Here is a 20,069-nt window from a genome sequence, read left to right as displayed (position 1 = left end):
ATGATCTGGGAAATCGACGAGCAGAAGCAGACGATCGAGGGACTCGACGCTCAGGGACGCCCCGACCCCGCGTACGCCGCGGCGCTCGGCCTTCTGCGCGCTCCCTTCGGGCGGCGCGCTCTCGCGGCCGTGATCGACGTCGCGATCTGGATGCTGCTGCAGCTGCCCCTCTGGATCGGAGCGATCCCGCTGGTGCTCAAGCTCGCGAGCGGGGCGATCTCGTCGTACGGGTTCGTCAACCACCCCGACTTCGTCCGTGCCGTGGTCATGGCGGCGGCGTCGACGCTGCTCAGTCTGATCTTCCTCATCGTCCAGCTGATCCTGCACGGGCTCAAGGGGCGGACCATCGGCAAGGGGTTCATGGGCCTGCGCAGCATCAACGTGGTGACGCTGGAGCGACCGAAGGTCGGCGCGGTCCTGCTGCGGTTCCTCCTCGTCGTGGTCGCCGGCATCGTTCCGGTGCTGGGCCCCGCGGTCATCCTCGCCTCCCCGACGTTCGACCCCGAGGGCCGCGGTCGCGGACTGCACGACAAGGCCTTGAAGATCTGGCTCGTCGACGTGCGCAAGGGTCTCAACCCCTTCGATGAGAAGCGGATGCGCGTCGCCCGCAAGGTCGTGAAGGCCGAGCCGACACCGGAGCGCTCCGCCCTGCCGTCTCTCGCCACGCCGATCGACCCGGCCGCTCAGCCCTCGTACCGGCCCGGAAGCCGGGTCAGCGCGGGCGTGCTCGGCGTCGCGCGCCCGTACGAGGCCCACGAGCGTCCGTCTGTCGGCCTGCCCGCTGCGCCCGTCGTCGACGTCGGCCCCGGTGAGGCGGGAAAGCCGGTGCTCGGTGGATACCGCATCCCCGAGGGGGACCGCGTGGTCCGCGCGGACCTCTCGAGCGCGGCGCCGGCGCCGCAGCCGGCTCCTGTGCCTGCTCCGGCGCCGGCTCCTGCGCCCGTGCCGCAGCCGGCACCCGAGCCGGTCGCCGCTCCGGCGCCGCCCGTCGCTGCGACGCCGCCCGCCACGCCGGCCGCGCCGCCCGCGCCGGCCGTCCCCGCGCCCGCCGCCCGCTACGGACTGCGCTTCGACACGGGCGAGAGCATCCTGATCACCGAACCCGTGCTCCTCGGACGCAACCCGGATGCGACGGAGCATCCCGGCGCTCGTCCGATCGCGCTGGTCGACGACAGCCGGTCGCTGTCCAAGACGCACATGCTGGTGCGCCCGATCGACGGCGGCCTCGAGATCGTCGACTGCCGGTCGACGAACGGGTCGGGCCTGATCCGCGGCGGCACCGAGTACGGCGTCGCCGCCGGCACACCCGTGCAGACGGTGGACGGCGACATGATCCGCCTCGGCGATCGCGTGGCCGCGGTGGTCCGCGCGTGAGCGAGCATGGACGAACGATGATGGTCGCCGGCGAGTCCAGCGGCATTGGGGGAGACGAATGAGGCTGAAGCTGACCCTGCACCGTCAGGAGGGCGAGCCCGTCGACATCGTGATCACGACGGACTCCACCGCCACCGCCGCTGACGTGGCCCGTCACGTCGCCGCGGCGGACCCGACCCGGTCGGTCCCCGTGGCCGAGGGCGATGTGCTCACTCTCGCGGTCGCGCCTCCGAACGCCGAGCGGCTCGTGCCCCTGCAGCCCGACGTCCCGATCGGCGAGGCGCCGATCGGCTCCGGCTTCGCGGCATCCATCGTCAACTACGGTCCCGACTACTCCTTCGCGGGACAGCGCGATGTCGCCGGGGTGCTGCTCGCGACGTCGGGGGCGCTCGCGGGCCAGGAGTTCCCGATCTCCTCCGGCCATGTCTTCCTCGGTCGCGACGCGGGCAACGACGTCGTCCTCGCGGATCCGATGGTCTCCAAGCGCCATGCGCGACTCGAGGTCGGCACGCACATCGAGGTCGTGGACCTGAACTCCGCCAACGGCGTGCTCGTCGACGGCGTCGCGGTGCAGCGCGTGCGGATCGAGGAGGGCGAGCCCTTCATCATCGGCGGCACGACCCTCGTGCTGCGCCTCGCACGCTCCTTCGACGGCTCGGCGACCGAGGAGCCGATCATCGAGCGCGGCGGCGGTCTGCTCTTCAACCGCAGCCCTCGCGTCGAGGTGCGCTTCCCGGGAACGCTCTTCAAGGTGCCGCGGCTGCCCACCGAGAAGATCGGCAAGCTGTTCCCGTGGCCGATCATGATCGCCCCGATCCTGATGGGTTTGGCGCTCTACGCGCTCAACGAGAACCCGCGATCCCTGCTGATGATCGTGATGACGCCGCTGATGGCCTTCGGCAACATCATCAACCAGGCGGCGCAGAGCAAGAAGAGCGAGAATCACGAGGTGCTGCTCTTCGAGCGGCAGTACGAGCAGCTCGAAGAGGACTTCTTCCGGGGCAAGCCCGAGGAGGAGCAGGCCCGCAACGCCGAGGCCCCGCCCGTCGCGGAGATCTACGACCACGCGATGCGGCTCGGACCGATGCTGTGGACGCGGCGGCCGGAGCACTGGAACTTCCTCGGCCTGCGGCTCGGCAGCTGCCGGCTCCCTGCGCGCAACAAGATCGACGATGCCGAGGTGCCCGACGGTCTGCCGGAGTTCATCGATCGCGTCGACCGGCTGCGCGAGCGCTACGAGTTCGTCGACGACGTGCCGGTGTTCGACACGATGGCGGATGCCGGATCCATCGGCATCGCGGGCCCGCAGGGTCCCGTAGCCGACACGATGCGCGGCGTCGCCGTGCAGCTGCTCGGGCTGCACGCACCGAACGACGTGGTGGCCGTGGCGTTCGCCGATTCGGCCTGGACACCCGAGCTGGACTGGCTCAAGTGGATGCCGCACACCTCCAGCGAGAAGAGCCCGTTCCGCGACATGGCGCTCGCCGATTCCGCTCCGACGAGCGCCGCCCTGCTGAGCAGCCTCGAGGAGTACGTGCAGCGAGCCGGCGAAGGGCGCGGCGAGCCGCGCGGACCGTTCAAGGAGGAGTGGAATCCGCTCCTCTACGGCACCGACGTCTCGCGTGCGGCCGGTGACCACCAGGGCACACCGCCGCTGTCCGTCATCGTGTTCGTGAGCGGCGACGCTCCGGTCGATCGCGGCCGGCTCACCGATGTCCTCGAGCGGGGCGCGGATCACGGCGTGCACGCCGTCTTCGTGTCGCCGACCGTGGAGTCCCTGCCGGCCGTGTGCCGCAGCTACATCGACGTCACCACGGGTCTCGAGGACGCGCGGGTCGGCCTCGTCCGCAACGGCGAGTACTTCGAGCACGTGCGGGTCGAGGGTGTGTCCAACGCCTACATGCACATGCTCGCGCGACGCCTGGCACCCGTGCTGGATGCCAGCACGGCCGTGCACGACTCGTCCGACATCCCGGGCGCCGTGATGTTCCTGCAGCTCGTCGACCCGGCGATCGCCGAGGATCCGAACGTCGTGATCGAGCGCTGGCGGCAGAACAACACGATCGTCGACCGCTCGACGAACCCGAGGCCGCGCCTGAAGAAGGCGAGCACGCTGCGCGCGATCATCGGGCAGGGCGCGAGCGACGCCATGGCGCTCGACCTGCGCACCCAGGGACCGCACGCGCTCGTCGGCGGAACGACGGGTGCCGGAAAGTCCGAGTTCCTGCAGGCCTGGGTACTCGGCATGGCGGCTGCGCACAGCCCCGACCGCGTCACCTTCCTGTTCGTCGACTACAAGGGCGGGTCGGCGTTCGCCGACTGCGTCGAGCTGCCCCACTGCGTCGGACTCGTGACCGACCTGAGCCCGCACCTCGTCCGGCGCGCCCTGACGAGCCTCCGGGCCGAGCTGCAGCACCGCGAGCACCTGCTGAACCGCAAGAAGGCGAAGGACCTGCTCGAACTCGAGAAGCGGCAGGATCCCGAGGTCCCGCCGGCGCTCGTCCTGGTGATCGACGAGTTCGCCGCCCTGGCATCCGAGATGCCGGAGTTCGTCGACGGTGTCGTCGACATCGCCCAGCGCGGCCGTTCGCTCGGCATCCATCTGATCATGGCGACCCAGCGACCGGCCGGCGTCATCAAGGACAATCTGCGCGCCAACACCAACCTCCGCATCGCCCTCCGCATGGCCGACGAGGCGGACTCGCGAGACGTCGTCGACGACGGCGTCGCCGCGACCTTCCCCGCGACCATCCCCGGCCGCGCGATCGCGAAGACCGGACCGGGACGCCTCGTGCCGTTCCAGTCGGCGTACGCGGGCGGCTGGACCACGGAGGACGACGGTGCCGCTGCCGAGGTGCGTGTGGCGCCGCTGCGCTTCGGCTCCGCCGCGGAGTGGGAGCCGGATGTTCCGGCCGACTCCGACGCCCACGAGGCCGACCTCGGTCCCAACGACCAGAAGCGGATCGTGTCGACGCTGATCCGGGCGAGCGAGGCCGCGGCCCTGCCGCGCCCGCGCCGTCCGTGGCTCGACGACCTGGCGCCGCTCGTGGATCTGCACGACCTGCCGAACGAGGGCGACACGCGCATCCCGCTCGCGCTCGTCGACGTGCCGGAGAAGCAGCTGCAGCAGTCGGCGGTGTTCGCCCCCGACCGCGACGGCTCGCTTGTGATCTACGGGACATCGGGGTCGGGCAAATCGACCGTGCTCAAGACGATCGCGACGGCGGCCGGCATGCGACCGGACCTCGGGCGCGTGCAGGTCTACTGCCTCGATTTCGCCTCCGGTGCACTCGGTGCGCTCGCGTCGCTTCCGCACGTCGGATCGGTCGTCGACGGCGCCGATGTCGAGCGCATCCAGCGTCTGCTGCGCACGCTCGACGGCGAGATGGACCGACGTGCCGCCGCGTTCTCGGCGGCCAGTGCCGCGTCCGTGCAGGAGTATCGCGAGCTGCGGGATCCGCGGATGCCGCGCATCCTGCTCCTGATCGACAACTACCCCGAGTTCAAGAAGGACTGGGAGGTCACGGCGGGTCGCAACGCGTTCTACCGCATGTTCATGCGCATCCTGGGCGAGGGCCGCACGCTGGGCGTGCACACGGTCATCACCGCCGACCGCGGCAACGCCGTGCCCAGCGCGGTCGCCGCGAACATCTCGCGTCGCATCGTGCTCCGCATGGGGGACCCGAGCCAGTACATGCTGCTCGGAGCCCCGCGCGACGTGCTCGACGAGCAGTCGGCACCGGGGCGCGCGATCGTCGACGGCCACGAGGCGCAGATCGCCGTGCTCGGCGGAACGCTGAACGTGGTCGAGCAGACCAAGGCGCTCACCGCGCTGGGCGAGAAGCTCCGCGCGAGCGGCGTGCGGGATCTTCCCGAGATCGGCGCCCTGCCGACGATGGTCCTGTCGAGCGAGATGCCGACGAAGATGGACGGGATGCCGGTGTTCGGCGTCGCGGACGACACCCTGTCCGCGCACGGCTTCGAGCCGATCGGATCGTTCGTGATCTCCGGTCCCCCGGCCTCGGGGAAGACGAACACGCTGAAGGCCCTCGTCGTCGCGATGGAGCGGTTCGATCCGAGCATCCGGTTGTACCACTTCGGCACGCGCCGTTCCGAGCTCAAGGACTTCCGTCCGTGGGTGAAGAGCGCCGTCCGGCCGGAGGAGGAGAAGGATCTCGCGACCGAGCTCACGGAGCTCGTCGTCAGCGACATCTCTGGCGGTCGCATCCTGATCGTGATCGAGGACATCCCGCACCTCGCCGACGGTCCCGCAGACCGCCCGATGCGCGCGCTCCTGCAGGCGATGAACAACAGCGACCACATGCTGATCGCCGATGCGGAGATCAGCCGCGCCAGCGGGAGCATCGGCGTGCTCGGCGAGTGGAAGACCGGTCGTCAGGGCATCGTTCTCAAGCCCGACACCTACGATGGCGACGCGATCTTCAAGGCGCCGTTCGGCCGGGTCAAGCGCACCGACTTCCCGGTCGGTCGCGGCATCTTCGTGCAGGCGGGGCGAACGGTCACGATGCAGATCCCGTTCGTTCCCGACGCCCCGGCGAACGGGTAGAGCCGAGATGGGCACCGCTCCCCATTTGTCCATCGGGGATCGTTGGCTAACCTCGACGTAAGAGGCCGAGCGGCCTGAACGAGAAGATACTGGAGGCGGTTCTCATGGCCCATGATTTTGGCGCAACGTACAGCGAGATGGAAAGCGCCGCGGCGCGACTTCGTGACGGACGCAGCTCTGTGACCGACACGCTCAAGGAGCTGCAGGGCGTCATCGACGACCTCGTGCAGGACGGCTTCAAGACCGAGAACGCGTCCGACGCCTACGCCACGGCGTACGAGGAGCTCACGACGTCGCTCGACGACGCAGCCGAGGCCGTGAACGACATGGCCCAGGCCCTCGACCGGATGGCGGACCAGATCCGCGACACCGACTCGAGCATGGCCGGCGGCGCCTGAACCATCGCGCACAGAGGTCGTGGGGTTGATCGGAAGATCGACCCCACGACCTCTCTCTGTGCAGGGGTGTGTGCGGATCGCCCCGAATAGAATCAGTCGGGAAGACGAGGGGAACACGAGCGATGACCGGAACACAGAGCTACTACTGGTACAACCTGACCTCGCAGTCGGTGGTGCGCGCGGACGAGCGTCCCTCGGAGGACGTCATCGGGCCGTTCGGCTCGCCGGAGGAGGCGGAGGAGTCGCCGGCGATGCTGCTCGAGCATGCCCGCGCCTGGCTCGAGAGCGAGGAGAGCGAGCCGTTCCGCGCGCTGGTCGAAGAAGAAGACGGCACCGACCTCGCGTGACGGTCGGCTCATGAGGGGGGTGCGCCGCGTCGCGGCACCGATCGCCGTGCTGCTCGCGGTGGGCCTGGCCGCCTGCACGCCGGCACTGCCGGAGACGGTCGTGCCCGACACGCAGATCACCGTCGGCTGGACGGGCGCGTTCACCTCGGCGAATGCGGCGGCATCTCCTGCACCGGGCAACGTCGACATCGCCGAGACGATCCGCGGTGACTTCGGCGACCTGGTGGACGGCGAGTTCGTGGCGGACGAGGGCTTCGGCTCGGTCACGATCGTCTCCGACGATCCGTTCACCGTGCGGTACGACCTCGCCGAGCCGGTCTGGTCGGACGACATCCCCCTCGACGCCGCCGACCTGCTGCTGGGGTGGGCGGGCGCGGCCGGCTACTTCGACGCAGAGGATGCCGACGGCGACGACGCCTCGGCCGATGCGGAGCCCGTCGAGACGGCGGTGCCCGCGCTCGATGAATTCGCCCGTGCCATCGAGGTGACCTACCCGCAGCCGATCATTGGCTGGCAGCAGGCCGTCACCGCACCCGTGCCCGCTCACGTCGTCGGGCACCGGGCGTTCGGCACCGACGATCCCATGGAGGCGAAGCAGGCCGTCATCCGCGCGATCCAGGACGGCGACGACGACGCCCTCGCGAAGATCGCGGCGGTGTGGAACGACGACTTCGAGGTCGGGAAGGACGGGAAGCTCGCGGCGGACCTGCTGCTCTCGAGCGGGCCCTTCCGGGTCGACAGCATCAGTGACGACGGCGACGGGCAGAGCGTCGCGCTCGTGCCGAATCCCTCCTACCGGGGTCTCGTGACGCCCAAGGTCGCGCGCATCGAGCTCGTTCCGGCCGGCGACCTGCCCGAGGCCGAGGTCGGCGAGCGACTGAATGTCGCACAGGTGGCCCCCACCACAGCCAACCGCGAGATCATCCGTCAGCTCGAGCGCGAGGACTTCACGGTCGACACGCGGCACGACGGCACCCTCTGGGCGCTGATGCTCGACCCGACCGGGATCTTCACCGAGCCGCAGGCGCGGGCCGCGTTCCTCCGTGCGATACCGGCGACGGCGCTGACGGAGCGCGGCTCGGGAGTATGGGCGACCGCCTACACGGGAACCACGTCGATGCTCTCGGCACCGGGTTCGCGTGCCTACGACATCGTCAACGAGGACTCCGGGTTCACTGCTGCTCTCGGCACGCCCGCCGACGACGCAGCCCTGGAGCGGGAGAGCGCCGGGATCGCCGCGGGATCGTCTGTGTGCGTGTTGTACGACACCGGGAGCGAGTTCGCGACCGGGGCCTTCGTCGCCCTGGGCGAAGTCGCCGCGGAAGCGGGCTGGAGCATCGCCGACTGCGGCAGCGCGGACTTCGAGGCTGCGCTCGCGGCCGGCGCGTGGGATGCCGTGATCGCCCGTGTGCCGGTGCCGCAGACCCCTGAGCAGATCCTCGACCAGTGGGGCGGCCACGGCTCGGCATCCATCACCGGGAGCACGGATCCGGAACGCGATGCACTGGTCGCGCAGTACGCGCAGACCACCGACGTGTACGAGGCGAGAGATCTTCTCGCGCAGATCGAGTCGACGATCGTCCGCGCCGCTGTCGCGCTGCCCATCGCGATGAACCCCCGGGCAACGATCATCGATCGCTCGGTGACGGGTATCGCCCCGCGCACCGGTGTCGCGGCCCCCCTCACCTACGGCGTCTCGCAGTGGGAAGTGGTTCCGTGATCGCGGTCTCATGGGTTGTTCTCCCCATCGCGACCGTGCGGTCGCGACTCGTAAGGTCGTCTGTGGAGGTGTCGCTGTGGGAATGATGTTGCCGAATGAGCTTGTCTGGGTGATGGAGAAGCTGGGTTTCGAGTGGCCGGATATCGATGAGGACGAGGTTCGTAAGGGGGCGACCCTGGTGCGGAACTTCGGGTCGGATCTGGAGGATGTGATCCAGGCGGTGGACCGTCAGGTGAACGGGGACCTGGGTGGGGCGCTGCGGGGGCAGACGGGTCCGGCGACGATGTCCGCTTGGAACACGAACCGGTCGCAGAACCTGCAGCAGCTGATCGACATCATGCCGCCGGCGGCGACGGCGATGGATGTCGGCGCGGATGCGATCTTCGCGTTGAAGATGAAGGTGATCGTCGATGTGTCGTCGACGTTGATCACGTTGGTGGCGATGCTCACGAACCCGATCACGGCGGCGGGTGCGGGGCCGATGCTGTTGATCAAGAAGAAGCTGTTGAACGCGGCGGTGGATATCGCGGTGGAGCAGTTGTTGAATCAGTTGGCGCCGATGCTGATCGAGCCGATGGCGGAGAAGCTGCCGGCGGTGATCGATGCGATCCTGGATGCGCCGATGGTGGAGGGGAACATCGGGGATTCGGATGAGTTCTATGCGGATCTGCAGGCGTTGGATGATGCGCAGTCGACGATGAAGCTGCATGGGTCGGATATCCAGTCGTTGACGTCGAATTTCTTCGCGGAGTTCGAGGCGTTGGACTTCGGGGGTGATGACTGATGAGTGCGATCAAGCCGATCATCCGTGAGGTGAAGCAGTCGGTGTTGAAGGGCTTCGCCCACGCGAAGGACAAGCTGCATGGGGTTGCCGACAACATCGTCAAGCACGTCGATGACGTGGGCGTGCAGGTGCGCGGCCAGGACCGGTTCGACAACCCCAACGGCAACAGCGGTTCCGGAAACGGTCCTTCGACGCACCCGTGGCAGCCGAACCGGAACCGCAAGCCCGAGGGGATGAGCGATGAGGACTACCTCGACCTCCTCGACGAGAGTGTGCACAACCCGAACGGTCTCGAAGCGATCCTCGGCAAATACTACGTCCCCGGCACCTCGAGCTACGTCGATGTGGCCGAGGGGCGGCACCCCCCGGCCACGTACTTCAGCCTCGGCGACCAGTGGGACAGCATCAAGGATGCGAATGGCCTGTCAGACGACGACATGTTCGATGCGTTCAACGTTCCTTTCCTGGAACGTATGATGGCCGAAGGGAAACCGATCGGATTCTCCCACAACCCGCAGGACTTCCCAGGCAGCGCACTGTACTTTGAACTCGATTTCCTGCAGAGGAACGGGTACGTGTTCGATCCGACGACGATGCAGGCGTATCGTCCCTGACCTGAGGAATGACAATGGCACACGAGGTTCTGACCGTGGATGACGTCCTCGCCCTGGTCGGCGAACTACGCCCCGCTGCGAATCAGTTGGTGAGGAAGTCGGATGTCGAACTCGGCTTCGTCATCTACGACGCGTTCAGTGTCCGCGGATTGTACGACGACTACGGCAGCGGCAACTGGGGATTCAGTATTGCTTTGGGCGGAGACGCCGTCGTGTCCACTGTTCTCGGGCGGCGCCTGGGTATTCGCGGCACTCGGGACGAAGTGCGATCGGCTCTCGAAGCCGTCGACGAGTACGCGCGTCTGAGGCTCGGGCCCGAGTATCTCGCCGCGCACGAGGCTGCTTACGGCAGCTGATGCCATCGCGTCGAAGACTAGCCCGATCGTGACGGAATCCTGTGCGCCGTGGAGAGTCGCTCTGTGAAAGGACCCATGCGCCTCCGCGGAGAGCGAGGCCGGCACTGAGTGAATCGACGCCGAGTCCGCACGACAGTGGCGGGAATTGAGCGAACTGGATATGGACAAGGAACCCCGCAGATATCCTGAAAGCATGACGGCAGGGTCGCTCGGGATCCAGGTGATGCGCGAAGGGATCGTGCGAGACGCCGCTGTGTCGTGGCGGTTCGAGGAGCCCTTCTCCTGGGTCGTGGAGGTACGCGGTTCCGGATTCGGAACGGCCGAAGCACGCGCGGACGACGCCTTCGAGGCGCTCTGTCTCGTGCGGGAAGAGCTCGAGCCATTCGGCTGGCGGATCGGCGTAGCGGGTGCGCAGATCGACGTCTGGCCCAGCGGCATGGCTCGTGATCAGGGCGGCGGTCTGCGCGCGTATCGGATGACGTCCGAGAGCGTGGGGGATCTCGTGGACACGTTCGCGCCGGTGGATCCCGCGTCGGTGACCACGGTGGCCGTGCAGCGGGCGGAGACCGAGCGGCTGTACGAGGCGATTCGACATCGGGCGCGAACGGATGAGGACTGATGAAGAATCTGACCTACGGCGGCATCATCGCTGCTGCGGGAAATGTCTCTGTCCCCGCGACGGTTGCCGTAGTGCAGGACTTCGATCGCCCCAACGGCAGGGAGTACGCGGTCTCCGTCGAGTTCGATCAGCACGTGTTCACGGGCCTGGGCGCGGACGCGTTCTGGGCTTTCGAGAGAGCGCGTGAACAGTATGAGCCTCTGGGGTGGAGGGTCGCGGTCCAGGGCGCATCGGTGCGTTGCTTTCCCAGCGGAATGCAGGGCGAGGCGGGCGCCCTCATGGTGTACAGGCACCCGGAATCGCTGGAAGATGCGCAACCGGAGCCGGTGGTGACCTTCGCGGCCGCGGCGCTCGACGAGATCGTGACCTTCGCCGAGCAGATGGCGGCGCAACGAGAACGTATGGAGCCGTTACGCCGATCAGGCCAGACCGACAGACGCCGACCATGAGAGTGGACTCGTGACAGCGCACGTCGACTCGACGTACCCGGGTGCCTGCGAGGTCTGTTCGGGGTATTGGGCGACATACGCGCCGGAGGCGCGCGCCGTGACGATCGGCGAGAGCGAAGAATTCATGGCAGAGGTGCGTCGCTGCCGCTCCTGCGGCACCTACTGGGAGGTCGGCGCCTTCAGCTACCCCCGGGTCATCTCCCGCGACCAGGCACGACGCGAGCTTCCTGACCTCGATGATCTCGAGCAGGCGCTGGGTATCGACTTCCCGAACCCGGCTGCGACGGAGGAGTGAGAGATGCCGCATGACGACATGACGGTGGACGATGTGCTCGACCTCGTTCGCGCGCATCTCCCCGCTGCGACGAAGCGGTACAAGAGGTCGGATGTCGAACTGACCTTCGTCCTGTACGACGCCTTCGCCGTGCGCGGCTCATACGATGACTACGGCAGCGGCAACTGGGGATTCGGCATCCTCTTGGGCGGAGATGCATCGGTGTCCGAGATCCTCGGGCAGCGGCTGTCGATCCGCGGCACTCGGGACCAGGTTCGGGAAGCGCTGAAGGCCATCGACGAGTACGTGCGGTTGCGGCTGGGGAGCGACTATCTCGCGGCCTACGACGCCGCGTACGGTGCGAGAGGAACCCGGCCGTGACGGACCAGAACACAGATCTGAGCGAAGCCATCGTGGTGCACCTCACGAACTATCCGGGGAAGAACGAGGCCGCTTTCGAGGCACGATACGGCTCGACTGGGGTCCGTGAGCAGGTACGTGCGATGCTGGACGAGACGATCAGCACCCGGATCGACTGGGCGGGCATGTCCCTCAGCGAGATCGGTGACGAGCTCGAACGCGTGATGCGTGAGAGGCATCCGGAGCTGTCGGATGCCGCGATCAGGAAACTCGGCAACTACTACACGTATCAGGTCAAATGAGGGGAAACGACCGATGAGCGCGATCAAGCCGATCATGCGCGAGGTGAGGCAGGCGGTCCTCTCGGGCATGGCCCACTCGAAGGACAAGCTGCACCAGCTGACCGACAACATGCTCAACCACGTCGACGACGTCGCGAAGCGGGTGCGCGGCCAGGACAAGTTCGAGGGCAGGGACGCGCCGTGGGCGCTGCGCGGGGGATGGGACCGGAACTCGTCGACCCAGCCGGGCGACTACACCCCCGGCGGACGGTTCGACCACGATCACAAGAGCGACCGTCCTGACCCCGAGGACTACCTGAGCAAGGACTACATCGACCGGCACCTCGCTCGGTTCGACAACGGCGCGAGCCGCATCTACGTGTCCGACTCCCTCAACAACTACGGGCCGGCGCAGGCCGACCACGATGCCTTCGTCTTCCCGACCGAAGACCTCGACCGGGTTCTCAACGAGGCGGGTCACGACACCGACAAGCTCGAGGATCTGCTCGGTTTCGATCGGGGATCGCTGCGCGACGAGGACGGCAACCCGCTCCAGATCGAGATCCGCCACTTCTCGCCGGATGAGCTCAACGGACTCACCGTTCCGTCGGGTCGCGAGAACGGCGCGAACGAGAACTGGCTGCCCGGCGGCTATCTTCCGACGGGTGTGCCCGAAGGCGTGATCACCATGCCGGACACCGCCACCGGATCGCGCAACGGCGGCGGCGGCCCGGCATCCTGGCCGGGAACGTTCGGCGGCAACTACGAGTTGCGGTGACCGCGCCATGATCTTCCGCAAGAAGCAGAACCCGGCTGACGCGGGCCTTCCGGACGGCACGGTCGTGCTGCATCCGTTCGATGACCGGCTCGGCCGGACAGCGGGGGTGCCGCAGATCAGCGCCCAGGATGCCGAGATGCGATGGGCAACCGGGGAGGAGATTCACCTGCTCCCCGCGCACGACGCGGGAGACGTCGTGCCCTGGTCGCTCACGGCCCGGCGCGGTCGGGACTACGTCGTCAACGAGTACGCCGCAGACGGTCGCCGCGTGCGGAGCGAGCGTTGGGTGCAGGACGGCGATCGGGTGCGGATGGCCGGCGGTGAGGCGCGGTTCGAACAGGACGGCGATCAGGGCCCGACGGCTTATCAGGTCGAGTGGGACGCGTATCCCGGCGGGGCGATGCGGATCGAGACCATCGCTCCGCGCAGCGAGGACGACCAGGTGACCGGTTTCCGATCCGCTCCAGAAGCGCGGATCGAGCGGCCGGCCCCCACTGTCGACACTGTTCTCGACCTGCGGGACTCCGACGATCTCGACGCTGCGGCTTTCGCGGGTCTCGGCCCTCGGGAAGCCGCCGAGCTCTACGCGCGCAGCCGTGCCCGCGGCGCGGCACCGCTCACGACCGAGGACGTGTTCGGGGAGGCGTCGCTGCGCACAGGAGCCGTCGTGCTCGCCTCGGCCCGCCAGATCATGGACGTCGTCGACGGGATCCTGCATCGCGGCAGAGCCACCGACGGGGTCATGGAATCTCGGGTTCCGGTGCTGCAGCGCGGGGCGGCGACCATCGTCCCGCTCGGTGCGCAGGGCGCGGCCCTGGAGTATCAGGCGGATGTGCGTGCCGAGCTGGTGGAGCTGTCGAACAGCGTCCGGTGGGCGATCGAGCACCGCGCAGGGAGCCGGGTGAGCCTGGACCTCGCGGACGCGCCGCCGTCGGGGGAGCGTTCGTATCGATCGCAGCTGGTGACGGCCGGGGCGACGCGTGCGGGCGCCTGGCGGCCGGAGCCGGGTCTCGCGGTGGTCCTCGTCGTCTCGGGAGACCCGGATGCCGGCACTCTCACCCATGCGCTCCACATCGTGCCGAGCGGATGGGTGGCATCGCCCGACGCTCTGGAACGACCGCTCGACGAGCCGATCGACGTCGCCTGGTCCTGGGCGGACGTCGTGTCCCTGGCATCGTCCTGGTGAGCGACGCGTGAGCCGGTCGGCGGCCGGCTCGGCACGTGACCGGCGCCGGATAGTCTGATGAGAACCCGAGGAGAGGACCGCAACGCATGTCGATGGCATTCGAGGGAGCGGACGTGAACGTCGTCCCGCGTGTCTACGGCGCGAACGAGCTCGGGGTCCTCGCGGTCACCGCGCCGGGGGATGCGCACCCTCGTGTCCAGTACGCCGGCGGCGAGCTCTTCGTGGGGCTCGACCGGGCGGGAGACCGCACCGCGGTCACTGAGGGCGAGGCCGAAGGGTGGTCGCGGCCGTTCCCCGACGTCGTGGCGTCGGCGGTCGCCGCAGCAGGCGCCCTCCCGGAGGCCGCCGAAGGCCTCATCGTCATCGACGACGAGGCGACGGCATCCGCCGTTCTGATCGATCCGTCGCGGCTCGAAGGAGCCCGGATCGCGGGCGCGCCGGTCGTCTTCGGGCTCGCGCGCGATCGCTTCGCGATCGTCGGGACGGACGATGAGTCGGCCGCTGTGCGCGTGCTCGATCTCGCCGAGGAGCTCTACGACGCAGGCACTCCCCTCGTCAGTGCGCACCCGATCGCGCTCACCGACGAGGGCTGGGCGCCGTTCCCGTGGCGCGAGAGGTTCCCGGCGCTCGAGATGCGGTTCGAACGCGTGCTCCGTCTGTTCAGCGTGCGCGTGTACGAAGCCCAGACGGCGGCTCTGCAGCGTCCGGACGTGCGCTACATCGACCCGAAGATCCGTGTGCTCGACACGGGCGTGACGACGACGTTCGCCGCGTGGCCGAAGGGCGTCGCGTCGCTGCTTCCCGTGGTCGACAACGTGATCATCGCGGACAGCTCCGGCGAAGGCACGCAACTCAGCGTGGCCACGATGGCGCAGTTCCTCGAGGCCGGTGGCGATGCCATCGTCCGCACAGGCCTGTCTCCGCTGCGGTACTTCGTGCCGGGCGAGGCGCCCCGCACCTCCTGAGGGGCGGCCGATGGGCTGAGGCGCGATGGGCTGATCTCCCCATCGCGTCGGCATCCGCCCCTGGGTAGCGTCGGGGCCGGAGGTGGTCGCCGTGGGAATGATGCTGCCGGACGAGCTCATCTGGGTGATGGACAAGCTGGGCCTCGAATGGCCCGACATCGATGAGGACGAGGTGCACAAGGCCGCCGTCTACGTGCGCGCCTACCGCGACGACATGGAGTCGCTCGTGCAGACCGCCGATCGTCGGATCAACGGCGAGCTGGCGTCTGCGATGCGCGGCGAGGCAGGCACGGCGCACGTGACCGGCTGGAACCGCAACCGCTCCGAGAACGTGCAGCAGCTGCTCGACATCCTGGGGCCTGCGGCCGTGGGCATCGACATCGCCGCCGACATCGTGCTCGCGCTGAAGGTGAAGGTGATCGTCGACGTCACGGTCACCCTCGCCCAACTGATCCCGCTGCTCGCCGCCGGCCCCTTCGGGGCGGGCGGGGCTGCGCTGCTGATCATCGCGCGGAAGAAGCTTTTCTCGATGGCGATGGAGATCACGCTCGAGAAGGTCATCGACGAGGTGCTCCCGCTGGCGATCGAACCCCTCGCCGAGCAGGTCCCCACGTTGGTCATGGCACTCATGGACGCGCCCGTGGTCGAGGGGACGATCGGAGACGTCGACGAGTTCTTCGCCGACCTCGATGCGCTCGACCAGGCAGCATCTGACATGGACGCGCACGCGGCCGATGTGGAGGACCTCACCGATCGGCTGCTCGCCGACATCGCCAACCTGCAGATCTCGGGGAGCTGACCCATGACCTTGAAGAAGCTGATGCATGACCTCGTCGACGCGGTGGACGGTGCAGGGCACGAGTTCAAGCAGGGGTTCTCGAGCGCCTTCCGCAAACGCGGCGGCAAGCATCGTGCGGATGCCGACATCATCCGCGGGTGGGATCGGCGGAACGTCGACGACGAGCCGCGGCATCGCGGAGACGGCAAGCCGCCGACGTCGCATGCGAAGGACTACGACATCCGGGAGGATGTGCGGCGCGGTCTCGAGACGCTCGGGTACGTGCCGAAGCACGCGGACCCCGACTACGACGCCGCCCGCGATCTGGGAACCTCGCTGGGCAAGGACGTCCGAGGGCTTCCCGGCGAGGTGCTCGACGAGGTGAAGGGCGTGCCGAAGAAAGCGCCGAAACAGCTGCTGGAGGAGCTGTACGAGGACGCGATCGGTCAGGACAGCCCCGACAAGTACGGCGAGACGGCGCAGGGAGACATGCGCTTCCTCGCACCTGCGAGCGAGGCAGGCGACCTGCGTGGTCTGAGCAACGGCGAGCTGGAGGCGCGGTTCGGGCTGGCGCCGGGTTCCCTCGACGGGGCGACCCTCGAGGTCACGTCGATCCCCGGCTCGCGCTTCATGAGCGTCGAGATCGAGCGTCCCGACGGGAGATGATCCTTCCCTGGTCGGGGGAGCGCTACCCATGGTGTGGACGAGTGACTGCCACGTACAGTCTGTGCAGGAGGTGTCGCTGTGGGGATGATGTTGCCGAATGAGCTTGTCTGGGTGATGGAGAAGCTGGGTTTCGAGTGGCCGGATATCGATGAGGACGAGGTTCGTAAGGGGGCGACCCTGGTGCGGAACTTCGGGTCGGATCTGGAGGATGTGATCCAGGCGGTGGATCGTCAGGTGAACGGGGACCTGGGTGGGGCGCTGCGGGGGCAGACGGGTCCGGCGACGATGTCTGCGTGGAACGCGAACCGTTCGCAGAATCTGCAGCAGCTGATCGACATCATGCCGCCGGCGGCGACGGCGATGGATGTGGGTGCGGATGCGATCTTCGCGTTGAAGATGAAGGTGATCGTCGATGTGTCGTCGACGTTGATCACGTTGGTGGCGATGCTCACGAACCCGATCACGGCGGCGGGTGCGGGGCCGATGCTGTTGATCAAGAAGAAGCTGTTGAATGCGGCGGTGGATATCGCGGTGGAGCAGTTGTTGAATCAGTTGGCGCCGATGTTGATCGAGCCGATGGCGGAGAAGCTGCCGGCGGTGATCGATGCGATCCTGGATGCGCCGATGGTGGAGGGGAACATCGGGGATTCGGATGAGTTCTATGCGGATCTGCAGGCGTTGGATGATGCGCAGTCGACGATGAAGCTGCATGGGTCGGATATCCAGTCGTTGACGTCGAATTTCTTCGCGGAGTTCGAGGCGTTGGACTTCGGGGGTGATGACTGATGAGTGCGATCAAGCCGATCATCCGTGAGGTGAAGCAGTCGGTGTTGAAGGGTTTCGCCCACGCGAAGGACAAGCTGCACCAGCTCGCCGACAACATCGTCAAGCACGTCGATGACGTCGGCGTCCGCGTGCGGGGCCAGGACCGGTTCGACGGCGCGCCGGGGAACCCGCCGATCGTGCGGGACCGGAATCCTGACTGGTTGAACGAACGTCTGGACCGCGACGACCTTCCATTCTGGCGTCGCCGCATGGCAGAGGGGGACCAGTTCAACTACCAGAACCACCATCGTTATCCCCAGAACGAGGTCACCTTGGGGAACGGTAAGCGCCTGGACTCGTATCTGCCGGGTGAGGAGATCGTGTCGCGCAAGAACACTCAGCTCGACAGCGTACGACCCGAGACGGCCAACTCGTACATCGATGAGTTGCTGAACAAGTACCCACCCGGTACCCCCATCGCGGGCTCCCCCGATGTGCTTAGCGGGCAGCCCGTTCTCGAGGTACCCGTACAGACCGACCCCATACCGCAATCCGTGATCGACCACGCCAATGGCAAGGAGCCGCCCGTGCAGATACGGGACGTCCTCGGAAACGTGTATAACTAGGATCACCATGACGGAGCGATACATCTACACAGACAAAGTCGGAGCAGGTCCGGAGCACCCGAAGAAGCAATGGGGACTCTTCAGCAAGGAGTTGACGACGGATGAGGCCGTCGCTCGCTACGACCTCGATGCCGCACGTCGCGAGGACTGGTTCGGAGTGGTGCTCCAGTCCGACGATCAGCGGCCGCACGCCTACCTGCAGATGTGCCCGAGGGCCAATGGGGTGGAGATGCACAAGCTGAACGCGCAGGGAAGCGTCGACGTCGCCTACACCTGGCGCGCTTATTACACCCCGTCCGATTCAGCGCACTACGACGGCGATGACAGCCGGGTCTTCTTGAGCGCGATCACGTGGTACACCTATCCGGACGAGTTGCGCTTCTATCTGAGGAACGCGTCCGTGGGCAACGTGTCGATGACATTCGGCCCCGACGGTTACGGCAAGGAAGAACGGGTCACGAAACGGGGTTTCGGCGAGCCCGCGGACGTGGAGACGCGCGAGTTCCGCAACGTCGACGTGACCGCCAACTGGACCAGAATCCCGGACTTCGGTGACTGGGGTGCCTTCTTCCACCCCGAGACTCAGAAGTGACCGGTAGGAACCCTGACGCGCGAGGAGACCAGACACCGGATGCTCCAGGGTGACGTCTTCACCTTCCTGAACGCTCTCGGAGCGCGGGAAGGCGATCCGCGCCTGGAGCATGCTCTCGCGTTCGTCGACGGCCCGCACGAGGTCGAGGTGTTCGACGAAGGCGGCGTGCAGGAGAAGTACCTCGTCATGACGGATCGCGGGGTCGACTTCCTGCTGAAGGACGGCGTGCTCAGTACGGTCTTCGTCTACGCGACCGACACACCCGATCAGAGCACCTACGGCGGATGGGCGAGCCTCGTCGGCGGGGTCTCCCCCGAGGCGTCACCGGACGATGTCGTGCAGGCGCTCGGCGCACCGCTTCGCTCGACGGAGTCATTCGTGCGGTATCGGATAGACCCCGGATTCGTGCAGTTCGACTTCGACGGGGACGCGCTCAAGATGCTCGTCGTCATGCGGGAGGTGGTCGGCGGCGACGCTCCGCAGGCCGCGGCCGATGAGGTCGAGGGGGCGAAGACCGTCGATGGCGACCTCGCCGTCTTCATGCGCGCTGTCGGCCACTCGATGTTCTCGCCGACGCACATGGCGGTGATCGGGCTCGCCGGTCCGGCGACCGAGTCCTACGACGAGGAGCGCGGCGGTGCGATGTGGCAGTACGAGGATTCGGCCAGAACCGGTGTCACGCTCCAGTTCAGGCAGGACGTGCTGGTGGGCGCGCTCATCAAGCTCCGAGCGGAGGACGGCAAGTCCGGTTACCCGACCCCCGAGCTCTTGATCGCCGGACTGGCCCTGCCGGCGAGCCGCGACACCATCGGGGCGCATTTCGGGACCCCGCGACAGACGAGTCAGCAGATGGATCTCTACCTGGTGGATGACCGCTATCTGCGCTTCGACTTCGATGCGGGACTGAGCACGGCCGTCACCGTCGTGCTGCCCGGCGCCGAGGCGTGAGACCCGAGCACCGGACCAGGAGATCCATGAGCCGTCACACCCATGTGGTGGAGTCCAACGGATACAGTCGGGGCCCGCTCATCGACAGCGTGCGTCCGTATCCGGACGCGATCCGCTTCGCCCTGAACCGGCTGAACGGCACGTCGTTCTGGGCATACAGCCTGTGGCGCGCTCCCGCGGGCACCGACTTCCTGAAGGACATCCCGCTGTCCGACGAGTACGTGCAGAGTGCGGGAACCGCGCAGGTCATGACCGTCGAGGTGCGCGTGCTGGACGCGAACGGCGCTGCGCACCAATACGTGATCGGGAAGCCGGGCGATCGACCAGCCGGAGCCCCGACCGAGGTGATCCACTGGGAGGACGGACGTCACAGCACGACCGTGTACCCGAACGAGATGTTCACCGCCGACGAGGCGGCCGACGTCTTCTACGTCTACTTCCAGACCGACGAGGTCCCCGAGTCGTACACCTCCGCGAACTCCATCTGACCCGATGACGGTGGGTTGATCTACCCATCGCGCTGCGCCGTCCCGGCTGGGGGTAACCTCATGGCGGAGAAGCTGGGCTTCGAGTCGCCGGATCAGGACATTCTGGTCACACGAGTGATCGTTCGGGAGGAACC

General features: G+C 67.5%; 23 protein-coding genes. All 23 read left to right on the top strand.

All coding sequences use genetic code 11. The features are described from left to right. The 23 genes from MRBLWH11_RS02020 to MRBLWH11_RS01910 all read left to right on the top strand — a co-directional run bounded on the left by MRBLWH11_RS02020 (position 1) and on the right by MRBLWH11_RS01910 (position 19,935). Entirely contained in the window at positions 1-1,374 is a 1,374-nt protein-coding gene (locus tag MRBLWH11_RS02020; RefSeq protein ID WP_341946483.1) for an RDD family protein, read from the top strand. 58 nt (positions 1,375-1,432) lie between these two features. Further along, the gene (locus MRBLWH11_RS02015; RefSeq protein WP_341946482.1) at positions 1,433-5,941 is read left to right on the top strand and encodes an FtsK/SpoIIIE domain-containing protein; all 4,509 of its coding nucleotides are present in this window, start codon (positions 1,433-1,435) and stop codon (positions 5,939-5,941) included. A 104-nt stretch (positions 5,942-6,045) separates the two neighbouring features. Beyond that, on the top strand, positions 6,046-6,339 hold the full coding sequence (locus MRBLWH11_RS02010) for a WXG100 family type VII secretion target (RefSeq protein WP_279303202.1): 294 nt from the start codon (positions 6,046-6,048) through the stop codon (positions 6,337-6,339). Between the two features lie 122 nt (positions 6,340-6,461). Then, positions 6,462-6,686, top strand: coding sequence for a hypothetical protein (locus MRBLWH11_RS02005; protein WP_116634138.1), 225 nt, complete (start codon positions 6,462-6,464; stop codon positions 6,684-6,686). A gap of 10 nt (positions 6,687-6,696) precedes the next feature. Then, the gene (locus MRBLWH11_RS02000) at positions 6,697-8,406 is read left to right on the top strand and encodes an ABC transporter substrate-binding protein (RefSeq protein ID WP_116634139.1); all 1,710 of its coding nucleotides are present in this window, start codon (positions 6,697-6,699) and stop codon (positions 8,404-8,406) included. A gap of 112 nt (positions 8,407-8,518) precedes the next feature. Continuing rightward, complete coding sequence (locus tag MRBLWH11_RS01995; protein ID WP_243408860.1) at positions 8,519-9,190, top strand: hypothetical protein; 672 nt, start codon at positions 8,519-8,521, stop codon at positions 9,188-9,190. Beyond that, on the top strand, positions 9,190-9,804 hold the full coding sequence (locus tag MRBLWH11_RS01990; RefSeq protein WP_116634141.1) for a hypothetical protein: 615 nt from the start codon (positions 9,190-9,192) through the stop codon (positions 9,802-9,804). Before MRBLWH11_RS01995 ends, MRBLWH11_RS01990 begins: the two co-directional genes overlap by 1 nt. 35 nt (positions 9,805-9,839) lie before the next feature. Beyond that, complete coding sequence (locus MRBLWH11_RS01985; protein WP_133192774.1) at positions 9,840-10,160, top strand: hypothetical protein; 321 nt, start codon at positions 9,840-9,842, stop codon at positions 10,158-10,160. A gap of 193 nt (positions 10,161-10,353) precedes the next feature. Further along, positions 10,354-10,779 carry a hypothetical protein gene (locus MRBLWH11_RS01980; protein WP_116634143.1) on the top strand — a complete coding sequence of 142 codons (426 nt, stop codon included), beginning with the start codon at positions 10,354-10,356 and terminating at the stop codon, positions 10,777-10,779. Further along, complete coding sequence (locus tag MRBLWH11_RS01975; protein ID WP_116634144.1) at positions 10,779-11,228, top strand: hypothetical protein; 450 nt, start codon at positions 10,779-10,781, stop codon at positions 11,226-11,228. Before MRBLWH11_RS01980 ends, MRBLWH11_RS01975 begins: the two co-directional genes overlap by 1 nt. A 97-nt stretch (positions 11,229-11,325) precedes the next feature. After that, complete coding sequence (locus tag MRBLWH11_RS01970) at positions 11,326-11,523, top strand: hypothetical protein (RefSeq protein WP_116634145.1); 198 nt, start codon at positions 11,326-11,328, stop codon at positions 11,521-11,523. A 3-nt stretch (positions 11,524-11,526) separates the two neighbouring features. Next, on the top strand, positions 11,527-11,883 hold the full coding sequence (locus MRBLWH11_RS01965) for a hypothetical protein (RefSeq protein ID WP_116634146.1): 357 nt from the start codon (positions 11,527-11,529) through the stop codon (positions 11,881-11,883). Further along, entirely contained in the window at positions 11,880-12,164 is a 285-nt protein-coding gene (locus MRBLWH11_RS01960) for a hypothetical protein (RefSeq protein WP_116634147.1), read from the top strand. Before MRBLWH11_RS01965 ends, MRBLWH11_RS01960 begins: the two co-directional genes overlap by 4 nt. 13 nt (positions 12,165-12,177) lie before the next feature. Beyond that, the gene (locus MRBLWH11_RS01955) at positions 12,178-12,921 is read left to right on the top strand and encodes a hypothetical protein (protein WP_116634148.1); all 744 of its coding nucleotides are present in this window, start codon (positions 12,178-12,180) and stop codon (positions 12,919-12,921) included. Between the two features lie 7 nt (positions 12,922-12,928). Then, complete coding sequence (locus MRBLWH11_RS01950) at positions 12,929-14,107, top strand: hypothetical protein (protein WP_341946481.1); 1,179 nt, start codon at positions 12,929-12,931, stop codon at positions 14,105-14,107. An 86-nt stretch (positions 14,108-14,193) separates the two neighbouring features. Continuing rightward, complete coding sequence (locus tag MRBLWH11_RS01945; RefSeq protein WP_243408809.1) at positions 14,194-15,072, top strand: hypothetical protein; 879 nt, start codon at positions 14,194-14,196, stop codon at positions 15,070-15,072. A 97-nt stretch (positions 15,073-15,169) separates the two neighbouring features. Further along, positions 15,170-15,871 (top strand): hypothetical protein, encoded by a 702-nt coding sequence (locus MRBLWH11_RS01940; RefSeq protein WP_116634150.1) that lies wholly within the window; start codon positions 15,170-15,172, stop codon positions 15,869-15,871. A gap of 3 nt (positions 15,872-15,874) precedes the next feature. Then, on the top strand, positions 15,875-16,516 hold the full coding sequence (locus MRBLWH11_RS01935) for a hypothetical protein (RefSeq protein ID WP_116634151.1): 642 nt from the start codon (positions 15,875-15,877) through the stop codon (positions 16,514-16,516). 114 nt (positions 16,517-16,630) lie between these two features. Further along, on the top strand, positions 16,631-17,302 hold the full coding sequence (locus MRBLWH11_RS01930) for a hypothetical protein (RefSeq protein WP_243408861.1): 672 nt from the start codon (positions 16,631-16,633) through the stop codon (positions 17,300-17,302). After that, positions 17,302-17,907 carry a hypothetical protein gene (locus MRBLWH11_RS01925; protein ID WP_116634152.1) on the top strand — a complete coding sequence of 202 codons (606 nt, stop codon included), beginning with the start codon at positions 17,302-17,304 and terminating at the stop codon, positions 17,905-17,907. Before MRBLWH11_RS01930 ends, MRBLWH11_RS01925 begins: the two co-directional genes overlap by 1 nt. A 7-nt stretch (positions 17,908-17,914) precedes the next feature. Continuing rightward, a complete protein-coding gene (locus MRBLWH11_RS01920) occupies positions 17,915-18,499 on the top strand; it encodes a hypothetical protein (protein ID WP_116634153.1) in 585 nt (194 codons plus the stop codon). A 39-nt stretch (positions 18,500-18,538) separates the two neighbouring features. Beyond that, positions 18,539-19,447 (top strand): hypothetical protein, encoded by a 909-nt coding sequence (locus tag MRBLWH11_RS01915; RefSeq protein WP_116634154.1) that lies wholly within the window; start codon positions 18,539-18,541, stop codon positions 19,445-19,447. 26 nt (positions 19,448-19,473) lie between these two features. Then, positions 19,474-19,935, top strand: coding sequence for a hypothetical protein (locus MRBLWH11_RS01910; protein ID WP_116634155.1), 462 nt, complete (start codon positions 19,474-19,476; stop codon positions 19,933-19,935). Positions 19,936-20,069: the final 134 nt, after the last annotated feature.

The organism is Microbacterium sp. LWH11-1.2, assembly GCF_038397745.1.
GTDB lineage: Bacteria > Actinomycetota > Actinomycetes > Actinomycetales > Microbacteriaceae > Microbacterium.
This window is presented reverse-complemented; position numbering and strand designations above follow the sequence as displayed.

What these genes read in the sequence shown, in the direction of transcription:
- MRBLWH11_RS02015 (WP_341946482.1), top strand. Translation starts at nt 1,433, where the DNA reads ATGAGGCTGAAGCTGACCCTGCACCGTCAGGAGGGCGAGCCCGTCGAC.
- MRBLWH11_RS01930 (WP_243408861.1), top strand. Translation starts at nt 16,631, where the DNA reads ATGGAGAAGCTGGGTTTCGAGTGGCCGGATATCGATGAGGACGAGGTT.
- MRBLWH11_RS01975 (WP_116634144.1), top strand. Translation starts at nt 10,779, where the DNA reads ATGAAGAATCTGACCTACGGCGGCATCATCGCTGCTGCGGGAAATGTC.
- MRBLWH11_RS01950 (WP_341946481.1), top strand. Translation starts at nt 12,929, where the DNA reads ATGATCTTCCGCAAGAAGCAGAACCCGGCTGACGCGGGCCTTCCGGAC.
- MRBLWH11_RS01965 (WP_116634146.1), top strand. Translation starts at nt 11,527, where the DNA reads ATGCCGCATGACGACATGACGGTGGACGATGTGCTCGACCTCGTTCGC.
- MRBLWH11_RS01925 (WP_116634152.1), top strand. Translation starts at nt 17,302, where the DNA reads ATGAGTGCGATCAAGCCGATCATCCGTGAGGTGAAGCAGTCGGTGTTG.
- MRBLWH11_RS01915 (WP_116634154.1), top strand. Translation starts at nt 18,539, where the DNA reads ATGCTCCAGGGTGACGTCTTCACCTTCCTGAACGCTCTCGGAGCGCGG.
- MRBLWH11_RS02000 (WP_116634139.1), top strand. Translation starts at nt 6,697, where the DNA reads ATGAGGGGGGTGCGCCGCGTCGCGGCACCGATCGCCGTGCTGCTCGCG.
- MRBLWH11_RS01995 (WP_243408860.1), top strand. Translation starts at nt 8,519, where the DNA reads ATGGAGAAGCTGGGTTTCGAGTGGCCGGATATCGATGAGGACGAGGTT.
- MRBLWH11_RS01940 (WP_116634150.1), top strand. Translation starts at nt 15,170, where the DNA reads ATGATGCTGCCGGACGAGCTCATCTGGGTGATGGACAAGCTGGGCCTC.
- MRBLWH11_RS01910 (WP_116634155.1), top strand. Translation starts at nt 19,474, where the DNA reads ATGAGCCGTCACACCCATGTGGTGGAGTCCAACGGATACAGTCGGGGC.
- MRBLWH11_RS01935 (WP_116634151.1), top strand. Translation starts at nt 15,875, where the DNA reads ATGACCTTGAAGAAGCTGATGCATGACCTCGTCGACGCGGTGGACGGT.
- MRBLWH11_RS02005 (WP_116634138.1), top strand. Translation starts at nt 6,462, where the DNA reads ATGACCGGAACACAGAGCTACTACTGGTACAACCTGACCTCGCAGTCG.
- MRBLWH11_RS01945 (WP_243408809.1), top strand. Translation starts at nt 14,194, where the DNA reads ATGTCGATGGCATTCGAGGGAGCGGACGTGAACGTCGTCCCGCGTGTC.
- MRBLWH11_RS01990 (WP_116634141.1), top strand. Translation starts at nt 9,190, where the DNA reads ATGAGTGCGATCAAGCCGATCATCCGTGAGGTGAAGCAGTCGGTGTTG.
- MRBLWH11_RS01920 (WP_116634153.1), top strand. Translation starts at nt 17,915, where the DNA reads ATGACGGAGCGATACATCTACACAGACAAAGTCGGAGCAGGTCCGGAG.
- MRBLWH11_RS01955 (WP_116634148.1), top strand. Translation starts at nt 12,178, where the DNA reads ATGAGCGCGATCAAGCCGATCATGCGCGAGGTGAGGCAGGCGGTCCTC.
- MRBLWH11_RS02010 (WP_279303202.1), top strand. Translation starts at nt 6,046, where the DNA reads ATGGCCCATGATTTTGGCGCAACGTACAGCGAGATGGAAAGCGCCGCG.
- MRBLWH11_RS02020 (WP_341946483.1), top strand. Translation starts at nt 1, where the DNA reads ATGATCTGGGAAATCGACGAGCAGAAGCAGACGATCGAGGGACTCGAC.
- MRBLWH11_RS01980 (WP_116634143.1), top strand. Translation starts at nt 10,354, where the DNA reads ATGACGGCAGGGTCGCTCGGGATCCAGGTGATGCGCGAAGGGATCGTG.